9 protein-coding genes and 1 pseudogene are annotated in these 9,458 nt (G+C 44.6%); all 10 read left to right on the forward strand.

Features of this window, described 5'->3' with window-relative positions; genetic code table 11:
- The coding region (locus tag B2Z67_RS04630; RefSeq protein WP_291528649.1) for a TraG family conjugative transposon ATPase at nt 1-465 on the forward strand (465 nt) is incomplete at its 5' end.
- Between the two features lie 245 nt (nt 466-710).
- A pseudogene (locus B2Z67_RS04635) lies at nt 711-875 on the forward strand (DUF4141 domain-containing protein); the annotation flags it as partial.
- A 594-nt stretch (nt 876-1,469) separates the two neighbouring features.
- Nucleotides 1,470-3,281 carry a reverse transcriptase/maturase family protein gene (locus B2Z67_RS04640; protein ID WP_291528650.1) on the forward strand — a complete coding sequence of 604 codons (1,812 nt, stop codon included), beginning with the start codon at nt 1,470-1,472 and terminating at the stop codon, nt 3,279-3,281.
- On the forward strand, nt 3,269-3,853 hold the full coding sequence (locus B2Z67_RS04645; RefSeq protein WP_291528651.1) for a conjugal transfer protein TraI: 585 nt from the start codon (nt 3,269-3,271) through the stop codon (nt 3,851-3,853). Before B2Z67_RS04640 ends, B2Z67_RS04645 begins: the two co-directional genes overlap by 13 nt.
- Nucleotides 3,854-3,907: 54 nt before the next feature.
- A complete protein-coding gene (gene traJ, locus B2Z67_RS04650; RefSeq protein WP_291528652.1) occupies nt 3,908-5,017 on the forward strand; it encodes a conjugative transposon protein TraJ in 1,110 nt (369 codons plus the stop codon).
- Between the two features lie 127 nt (nt 5,018-5,144).
- A complete protein-coding gene (traK, locus tag B2Z67_RS04655) occupies nt 5,145-5,768 on the forward strand; it encodes a conjugative transposon protein TraK (RefSeq protein WP_291528653.1) in 624 nt (207 codons plus the stop codon).
- A gap of 11 nt (nt 5,769-5,779) precedes the next feature.
- Complete coding sequence (locus tag B2Z67_RS04660; protein WP_291528654.1) at nt 5,780-6,139, forward strand: TraL conjugative transposon family protein; 360 nt, start codon at nt 5,780-5,782, stop codon at nt 6,137-6,139.
- Nucleotides 6,140-6,221: 82 nt separating this feature from the next.
- The gene (gene traM / locus B2Z67_RS04665) at nt 6,222-7,589 is read left to right on the forward strand and encodes a conjugative transposon protein TraM (RefSeq protein ID WP_291528655.1); all 1,368 of its coding nucleotides are present in this window, start codon (nt 6,222-6,224) and stop codon (nt 7,587-7,589) included.
- 81 nt (nt 7,590-7,670) lie between these two features.
- Nucleotides 7,671-8,678: a conjugative transposon protein TraN gene (traN, locus tag B2Z67_RS04670; RefSeq protein WP_291528656.1), complete on the forward strand. Its 1,008-nt coding sequence runs from the start codon at nt 7,671-7,673 to the stop codon at nt 8,676-8,678.
- Between the two features lie 41 nt (nt 8,679-8,719).
- Nucleotides 8,720-9,307 (forward strand): conjugal transfer protein TraO, encoded by a 588-nt coding sequence (locus B2Z67_RS04675; RefSeq protein ID WP_291528657.1) that lies wholly within the window; start codon nt 8,720-8,722, stop codon nt 9,305-9,307.
- Nucleotides 9,308-9,458: the final 151 nt, after the last annotated feature.

Below are 9,458 nucleotides of genomic sequence, written 5' to 3' on the forward strand. Positions count from 1 at the left end.
ATCGCTACCGATTCGATGGCCATGTACCTGAAGTATTTGTTCAAAACCGTTCGTAAGTTCTTCGGCGAGGCGGTGGTGGTTACGCAGGAAGTGGACGACATTATCCATTCCCCGATTGTCAAGGAAGCCATTATTACCAACTCCGACTGCAAGATTCTGTTAGACCAGCGAAAATACATGAATAAGTTCGATGGTATTCAGAATATGCTCGGACTAACGGATAAGGAACGGGGACAGATACTTTCCATCAACATGGCGAACGACCCGGCAAGGCTCTACAAGGAGGTGTGGATAGGACTGGGCGGGGCGCAGTCAGCGGTCTATGCGACAGAGGTTTCCAAAAGCGAGTACCTGACCTATACCACCGAAGAGACGGAAAAGGTAGAGGTCTTCCGCTTGGCCGGAGAGCTGGGCGGGGACTTGGAACTGGCGATTAAGCGGCTGGCAGAGAGCGAACGGGAATAAGCGGACCGTTACCTGGATGCTTTCTTTTCCTTAATCAGCGCGGATACGCCCAGAGGCAGCAAAACCAGCATTACCCCGGTACAGATTAATTTTAATTCAGCTCCGAATGTTAACCCGGACAGAACCGGGGAGGCTGTTAATGCTGAAATAAGGCTTAACAATAAGCCGCATCTACAACTTTTTTTCATAAAAAAGACTATTAAGAACAAAAACAAAATTAATTAAAATTTTAAAACCAATTCAATATGAAGATAAGAATTTTCATGTTATGCGTAAGCTGTATGCTTGCCGTAACGGGGGCGAAAGCCCAGTGGGTAGTCGCCGACCCGGGAAATCTGGCGCAGGGTATTATCAACGCCACCAAGAACATCGTGCAAACTTCCAGTACGGCAACCAATATGCTGAACAATTGTGCGCCCATCAAGGTGATATAATGAATGTAGCACTAGCAAGCTATTAGGTAAGTGTTCTTTGAAAAACCTATCACCACCCACTTATCTGCAATGGAAACAACGCAGGGAGTATAGCATGTCGGGAAAGCCATAAGTCAGTTAGTTACCAAATTGCGACTGAATGGTGAGGTGAAACAGATAGATACGAAGATAAAATCCTGATTGATTAAATGATAGTCCAAGTGGTACATGATCAGACTATAGCGTAAGGTAACTAAACCCGCTATACCTACGATACTTCTGCTGTGGAAGTTGTACAGCAGAAGCAAGAACGTATCAAAGGCACAAGTGCAATAAGCATTAAAGGACGGAAGTCATATCCGACAATCTATCACAGCTAAAATAATCTGAGCAATCAGGTTACGTCATTTATATCGCAAATGGGGATTGCCTAAACCGGAACGCCAGTTGTAAGGCTATGGGGTTTGCCCCTGAATATCCGGCATGGCAACGGAGCTTCCGTAGTAGTCCGAACAAGGGAAAGCCTTGTACATGGCGAAGGGAGGCAGCTAATATTATTTAATACAAATAACGGAAAATGTGAGAGACATTATGAGAAGTCCAGAAAGAGTATTAAACAGTCTATCGGAGCACAGCAAAGTTTCTGATTATCAATTTGAGAGACTTTACCGTATTCTGTTCAACGAGGAAATGTTCTATATTGCCTATCAGCGTATTCATGCTAAGCCAGGCAATATGACAGAAGGTTCTGACGGTAAAACCGTAAATAACATGAATCTAACCCGTATTAAAAAACTGATTGATTCATTGAAAGATGAATCATATCAACCCCAACCATCAAGGAGGGTATATATCCCGAAGAAAAACGGGAAAATGCGCCCACTTGGTGTACCGACTTTTGATGATAAGTTACTACAAGAGGTAGTTAGAATGGTATTGGAAGCCATATATGAAAGAAGTTTTGAAGACATTTCACATGGATTTCGCCCCAAACGAAACTGTCATACGGCATTAGCTCAGATTCAAAAGTCATTCTGCGGAACAAAATGGTTCGTAGAGGGAGATATCAAAGGATTCTTCGACAATATAAACCACAATATACTGATACAGATATTGGAGGAACGTATTGCAGACCAAAGATTCATCCGCCTGATACGAAAGTTCTTAAATGCAGGATATATTGAAGATTGGAAATTTCATAAGACGTATAGCGGAACGCCGCAAGGAGGCATTATCAGTCCGATTTTGGCAAATATATACCTCGACAAATTAGACAAATATATGAAAGAGTACACTCGAAAATTCGATAAGGGGAAGAACAGAAAACGAAATGAACTTTCAATTTCAATACAGCATAAAAAACGCTGGGCTCGTGAAAAACTAAGGATGGTAACGGATGAAACCGAAAGAGAAAAATGGATTCTACGGCTAAAAGCCTTACAAAAGGAAAGTGTATTAATACCAAGTGGTGACGAAATGGATAGTAATTACAGAAGATTAAAATATGTGAGGTATGCAGATGACTTTCTAATTGGGATTATTGGGAGTAAACAAGATGCAATTATTATAAAGGAAGATATTAAAAACTTCCTGACGAATAAACTTGCATTGGAACTCTCGGATGAGAAAACCCTGATAACCCATACAGAAAAAGCTGCAAAATTTCTTGGATATGAAATTGATGTGACGAAATCCAATACCACCAAAAGGAGCAATAACGGAGCATTAAGACGAGCTTTTAACAAAAGAGTTCGGTTAATGATTGGAAAGGATGTGATTAAAAACAAATTGCTCGAACACCGTGTATTGGAAATTAAAATACACAATGGTAGAGAGCAATGGAAACCCAAATCCAGACCAAGACTTACGATTGTAGACGACCTTGAAATCCTTGAGAAGTATAATCAGGAAATAAGAGGTCTAGTCAACTACTTTTCTTTGGCAAATAACGCCTGTGAGTTACAGAGCTTTGGATACATCATGAAATATAGCATGTGTAAAACCTTTGCTCATAAATATAGGACTAAAGTGACTAAGATTTTGAAGAAATATCATAAAAATGGTCATTTCACAGTAAACTATAAACTCAAAAATGGTGCTGTAAAAAGCAGACTCTTTTACCATGACGGGTATAAACGAAAAGATCCGATGAAGAATATTAATATTGACAATTTACCAAATGTAGTTATGTACACTGTATCGACAAGCCTTGTGGATAGGCTGAAAGCGGAAGAATGTGAATTATGCGGAGCTACGGATAAACTGATTATGCACCATGTGCGAAAACTCGGTGAGCTGAAAGGCAAACAATCGTGGGAGAAGCTTATGATTGCACGAAGACGCAAAACGATAGCTGTATGTGGTAGTTGTCATCAAAAAATTCACTTAGGATGTATAGACTGATAATATTAGTGGAGAGCCGTATACGCAGGAATGTGTACGTACGGTTTGGAGGCGAGTATTTGGAAACCGACCATAGTAATATGATACGGCGCTGGGTACTTAGCCTACTTAAGGAGGTTCAAAAGGTGTACAATCAGGGAAAAGAATACTACGATGCCCTGAAAAAGGTAAACAACATGGTAAAGGATGCACGAAAAGTGCAGAAAACCATTCTTTTGGTGGGTGAGATTACCGACATCTATGTGAACAGCTTTGAGAACATGCTCTCCGATGACAATTTTACGGTAGAGGAACTGGTAGCTATCGCAGACGGCTACACCAAGCTGCTCAACGAATCGGATGACGTGTTGCAGGAACTCAAGGGGATAGTGAACGTCAGCACCCTGTCCCTGTCGGATAAGGAGCGGATGGAGGTGATAGACAATGCCTACAACAGGATGCTGGAATACCGCTCGCTGGTGAAGTATTATACCAACAAGAATATTTCCGTCTCCCTGCTCCGGGCAAAGGAGAAAAATACGACCAGCCGTGTACTGGACTTGTACGGGGACGAAAATGACAGGTACTGGTAATGGACAGTTAACAGTTAACAGTCAACAATTATCAAATCTTCAAATTAAAAATTTATGGAATTTGAAAGTATTCATCAGATACTCCGTGATTTGTATAACGATATGATGCCGCTCTGCGGCGATCTTATCGGGGTCGCCAAAGGCATCGCCGGAATCGGAGCCTTGCTCTATGTTTCGTCACGCGTGTGGCAATCCATCGCGCGGGCGGAACAGATTGATGTGTATCCGCTCTTACGTCCTTTCGCTATCGGCATCTGCATCATGTTCTTCCCGACACTGGTCTTAGGAACAGTAAACTCTATCCTGAATCCGGTGGTACAGGGTGCGCACGGTATCTTGGGACAACAGACGCTGGATATGCGGGCATTGGCGAAGGCCAAGGACAAGCTCGAAATCGAACAGAAGAAGCGGAACAAGGAAACCGCCTACCTGGTCGATCAGGCGGAGTTCGACAGGAAACTGGAGGAACTCGGCATCACGGATGCGCCGGAAATAGCAGGGATGTATATAGAGCGTTCCTTCTACGATATGAAGAAATGGTTTCAAAGCCTGTTCCGCTCGTTCTTGGAAACGCTGTTTAACGCCGCCGCCCTGATTATAGATGTGATACGGACGTTCTTCCTGATTGTGCTTGCCATACTGGGGCCAATCGCTTTCGCCATATCGGTCTTCGATGGCTTCCAATCGACGCTTGTCCAGTGGCTCACACGCTATGTCAGCGTATACCTGTGGCTTCCCGTATCGGACTTGTTCAGTTCCATTATGGCGCGGTTGCAGGTACGGATGCTGGAAAGCGATATTATCCGTATGCAGGAAGACCCGAACTATTCACTGGATGCTTCGGACGGTGTGTATGTGGTTTTCCTGCTTATCGGCATTGTGGGTTTCTTTACAATACCAACCGTTGCCGGATGGATTATACAGGCAGGGGGAATGGGCAATTTCGGTAAGAATGTCAACCAGTCCACGTCCAAAGGCGCTTCCGTGGCAGGCGCCGGAGCCGGAGCGGCAGCCGGGAATATTGCAGGAAGGCTGAAAAGCAGCGGTTCCGGAGGCAATAGCGGGAACAGTGGAAATTCCGGCAGTAGCGGCAATGGAAGCCAGCCGCAGGGACGGAATTATTCTACAAATGGCAGAAACTCCAACTCTCCGGAGAGAACTTAATGAGCCAATTAGTTTAACATGCCAAATAACATTCGACGTAGCCAGTTTGCCAATGGACGGATAATTACACGGCTCGGTAATTTCCATTGGCATATCGGCACATCTTCAAATTAACAAATTAAAAACAATGGAATTTAAATCATTAAAAAATATCGAAACCAGTTTCCGGCAAATCAGGCTGTTCAGCATCGTATTCCTTTGCCTGTGCGCTATGGTCGCGGGATACTCCGTATGGAGCGCCTACAGCTTCGCCGAAAAGCAAAGGGAAAAGATTTATGTGCTGGACGAAGGAAAATCACTGATGCTGGCTCTCTCACAGGACTTGTCACAGAACAGGCCTGTGGAAGCAAGGGAGCATGTCAAACGTTTTCACGAGCTGTTCTTTACGCTGTCGCCCGACAAGAATGCGATAGAGAGCAATATCCGGCGGGCGATGGCGCTGTGCGACAAGACCGCCTTCAATTACTACAAAGATTGGGCGGAAAAGGGGTATTACAATCGTATCATCTCCGGCAATATCATTCAGAACGTGATTGTGGACAGTATCAAATGCGGCTTTGATGTGTACCCCTATCAGGTGGCTACCTACGCCCGGCAGATTATCATCAGGGAAAGTAATCTGACAGAGCGAAGTTTGATTACAAGCTGCCGCCTGTTGAACACGTCCCGCTCGGACGACAACCCTCACGGTTTCTTTATGGAGAATTTCGAGATAAGGGAGAATAAGGACTTGATGACCGTTGAACGCTAATCCACAAGGCTATGAAGTATTTAAAGCATATTTTCAAGGAACTGGGATACAGCATCAATGACAGACTCCGCCGGATGTGCGGAGGGCTTTCGGAAGATACACGGCTGATGGTCATCCTCTCCATGCTGTTGATTTTTACTGTCGGGAACCTGTATTTCTCCATCTCCACTATATACAACTGGGGACATAGGGACGGAAGAAAAGAAATTCCTGAAATGCAGCATATAGAGGGCTTGGGTATTATGGATTCCGATGCAGGAAATGACAGTAACAATATCAATCGAATGGAGCTGGTAGATTCCCCGATTGACAATTATCTGCAAGACGTGGACAGCATTAAGCAACTGGAAGTATTTGATGATATATTCTAAAATCATGACAAACTCTGGCTGTTATACTAACCAAAGTAATAAAAAGGTCTGCGACCTTAACAATCAAAATTTTAGATAAACAATGAAGAAAGAACAGAAAACAGAAAAAGAGAAACCTGATCCGCAGAAACAGCAGGAACGGGAAGAACAGAGGCGGCAGCTGAAAAAGTACGGCTTCTTCGCCCTGATTGGTATTATCTTCCTGGGAGCGATGTATTTGATTTTCGCGCCTTCTGCCCCCAATAAGGAAAAAGAGGAACAGGGAACGGGTTTCAATACGGAAATTCCCGACCCGGACAATCAGGGCATCATCGGCGACAAGCAGAAAGCCTATGAGCAAGAAGCATTGATGCGCAACAGGGAAAATAAGCGTAAATCACTCGAAGATTTTTCTTCCCTTATAGGGGACGAAAAGGAAGCGATAGACGAAAATGTGATTGGGATTACCGAAGAAAAAATAAGCCGGAAAAGTGCGCCGTCGGATGACGCGATTAAAAACTCGGCATCTTCCTACCGGAATATCAGCAGCACATTGAGTAATTTTTACGAAGATCCCGCCGAAGAAGTAGATGAACAGGCGCAGCTTGCCCTTGAATGGCGTATACAGGAGTTGGAACGCAAACTGGAGGAGGAAGCGGCAAAGAAAAATGTAGCAGACGAACAGCTCGCCCTTATCGAAAAATCCTACCAAATGGCGGCTAAGTATATGCCGGGTGGACAGGGACAACCGGCATCCCAAGCGAAACAAGCGGAAAGCGAAGATATAACGCTTGAGGCTGGAGGAACAAATGGTAATACATTCTCTAATAACAGTGGCAGGAATGACAAAACACAGGTATCCGTTATCAAGCAGGTGCGGGAACAAACCGTATCGTCTTTGGCACAGCATATTCCCAACGCTGAATTTATCGCAGGCTTCAACCGGTCTCGTAACATGGGATTCAACACAATGGACGCCACCGCCGGGGTAAATGAAAAGAATACCATTTCGGCGGTTATCCACGATGACCAGACCCTGATAAGCGGTCAGAGTGTGCGGCTACGGCTCACAGAAGCCATGATAGCGGGAACAACGGCGATTCCCGCCAACTCCATCCTGACAGGAACAGCGGCCTTGCAAGGCGAAAGACTGGGTATCTCCATCAATTCCATTGAGTTGGGCGGTGCGATTATTCCGGTAGAAATCATGGTCTATGATTCGGACGGGCAGCGGGGCATCTTTATTCCGAACTCATTGGAGTTGGATGCGGTCAAGGAGATTGCCGCCAATATGGGGAGTTCGGTCGGTTCGGGCTTTACGATAACTGATGATGCGGGGGCGCAGATAACATCCGACCTGACCAAGGGGGCGATACAGGGTGTCAGCCAGTATATGCAGAAGAAAATCAGGCAGGTGAAAGTGCATCTGAAAAGCGGCTATCGGGTGCTGCTACTTCCCAAACAAGACTAATTAGCCAATTCGGAAATGTGCCAATGTGCTAATGAATCTAACAAATATTTTATCCACAAATTAATTCAAAAACAAATTCAAATGAAAAAGTATTTTTTAATGTTCGCTATTATAGCGACAAGTGTACTGTCCGTCCATGCACAGACAGAAAATCAGGTAGAACCGGGCGACACTGTTCCGGTAACGCTTCAAACAAGCGATGATATGCAGGAAGACCTGCAACAGGTACTCAATCCTACATTCGGGGATTATTACGAGGGACTTACAAAGAAAATAACCTTTGACCGGATGATTCCGCCTTACGGCTTGGAAGTAACATTTGACAAGACGGTGCATATTATCTTTCCATCCTCCATCCGTTATGTGGACTTGGGTTCCAACAACATTATAGCAGGTAAAGCGGGAAGTTCGGAAAATATCCTGCGGGTCAAAGCTGCTGTTAAGGGTTTTGAAGCGGAAACCAATCTTGCCGTGATTACGGACGAAGGGAGTTATTACACCTATAATGTAAAATATGCGGACGAACCGGAAAAGCTCAATATCGAGATGAAGGACTTTATGCACGATGGCATCGCTACCAACCGCCCGAATAACAGTTTAGACATCTACCTGAAAGAACTGGGTAGCGAATCGCCCCGCATTGTATATCTGATTAACCGTGCTATCTATACCGATAACAAACGCCATATCAAGCATATCGGGGGAAAGCGGTTCGGTATCCGGTACACGCTAAAGGGCATCTATTCACACAACAACCTGTTGTACTTGCACACGCAGATTCAGAACTCGACCAATGTATCCTTCGATATTGATTTTGTGCGGATGAAAATCGTGGATAAGAAGCTGGCGAAGCGTACATCCGTGCAGGAAACGGTTATCTATCCGCTCAGGGCATATAATTTTATAACAACAGTCGAAGCCAATGGTACGGAACGAACAGTCTTTGCGTTGGATAAAATCACGATTCCAGCCGATAAGCAACTGATTATCGAAGTCTTTGAAAAGAACGGGGGACGGAACCAGACCTTTACCATTGAGAACGCCGACCTGATTCGCGCCAGACAAATCAACGAACTGAAAATACGATAGGAAACTAAAAGTGAAAAGTGAAAAACTAAAAATGAAATAAGATGAACAGAACTATATTGGTTATATCGTTAGTCTTTTTCTTGTGCTTTACCCTGATTGGTCAGGCACATGCCCAGCGTTACCTGCCGGGACAGAAAGGATTGCAAGTAACAGCAAGCGCAGTAGATGGTTTCAATCTGGAGAAAGGCGACAAGCAGGCCTTTGCGGGCGGTATTGCTCTTGCCACTTACACCAAAAGCGGCGACCGCTGGGTGTTCGGCGGAGAATACCTGCAAAAGTCCTACTTGTATAAAACGGAATTGCTGCCTACTGCTCAGTTTACAGCAGAGGGTGGATATTATTACAACTTCCTGAGCGACCCAAGCAAGACGGTTTTCTTCTCTATCGGAACTTCGCTGGTGGCGGGATATGAAACGGTGAACTGGGGAGAGAAGCTCCTGTTCGATGGGGCTACCATTAGCAGTGAGGATAATTTCCTGTACGGCGGGGCGGTAACATTCGAGGTGGAAACATACTTATCCGACCGTATTGTATTGCTGCTCAATGTCAGGGAACGTATCTTGGGCGGTTCGTCCATCAATATGTTCCATACACAAATAGGCGGAGGTTTCAGGTTTATCCTGAATTAAATATTTAACATCTAAAAAAATAAAACAAAATGAGAAAATGTGCGTCCTATATTATTTTTACGCTATTGCTGGCTGCAATAGCGTGCGCCTGTAGCGACAATATTGATATTAAGCAGGATTATGAATTCTCGGTCTCTCACCTGCCTGTGCC

Origin of the sequence: Bacteroides sp. UBA939 (genome assembly GCF_002293435.1) — a bacterium.
Taxonomy (GTDB): domain Bacteria; phylum Bacteroidota; class Bacteroidia; order Bacteroidales; family Bacteroidaceae; genus Bacteroides.

Coding starts and splice junctions, on each gene's coding strand:
- B2Z67_RS04640 (WP_291528650.1), top strand. CDS start 1,470: ATGAGAAGTCCAGAAAGAGTATTAAACAGTCTATCGGAGCACAGCAAA.
- B2Z67_RS04645 (WP_291528651.1), top strand. CDS start 3,269: ATGTATAGACTGATAATATTAGTGGAGAGCCGTATACGCAGGAATGTG.
- traJ (WP_291528652.1), top strand. CDS start 3,908: ATGGAATTTGAAAGTATTCATCAGATACTCCGTGATTTGTATAACGAT.
- traK (WP_291528653.1), top strand. CDS start 5,145: ATGGAATTTAAATCATTAAAAAATATCGAAACCAGTTTCCGGCAAATC.
- B2Z67_RS04660 (WP_291528654.1), top strand. CDS start 5,780: ATGAAGTATTTAAAGCATATTTTCAAGGAACTGGGATACAGCATCAAT.
- traM (WP_291528655.1), top strand. CDS start 6,222: ATGAAGAAAGAACAGAAAACAGAAAAAGAGAAACCTGATCCGCAGAAA.
- traN (WP_291528656.1), top strand. CDS start 7,671: ATGAAAAAGTATTTTTTAATGTTCGCTATTATAGCGACAAGTGTACTG.
- B2Z67_RS04675 (WP_291528657.1), top strand. CDS start 8,720: ATGAACAGAACTATATTGGTTATATCGTTAGTCTTTTTCTTGTGCTTT.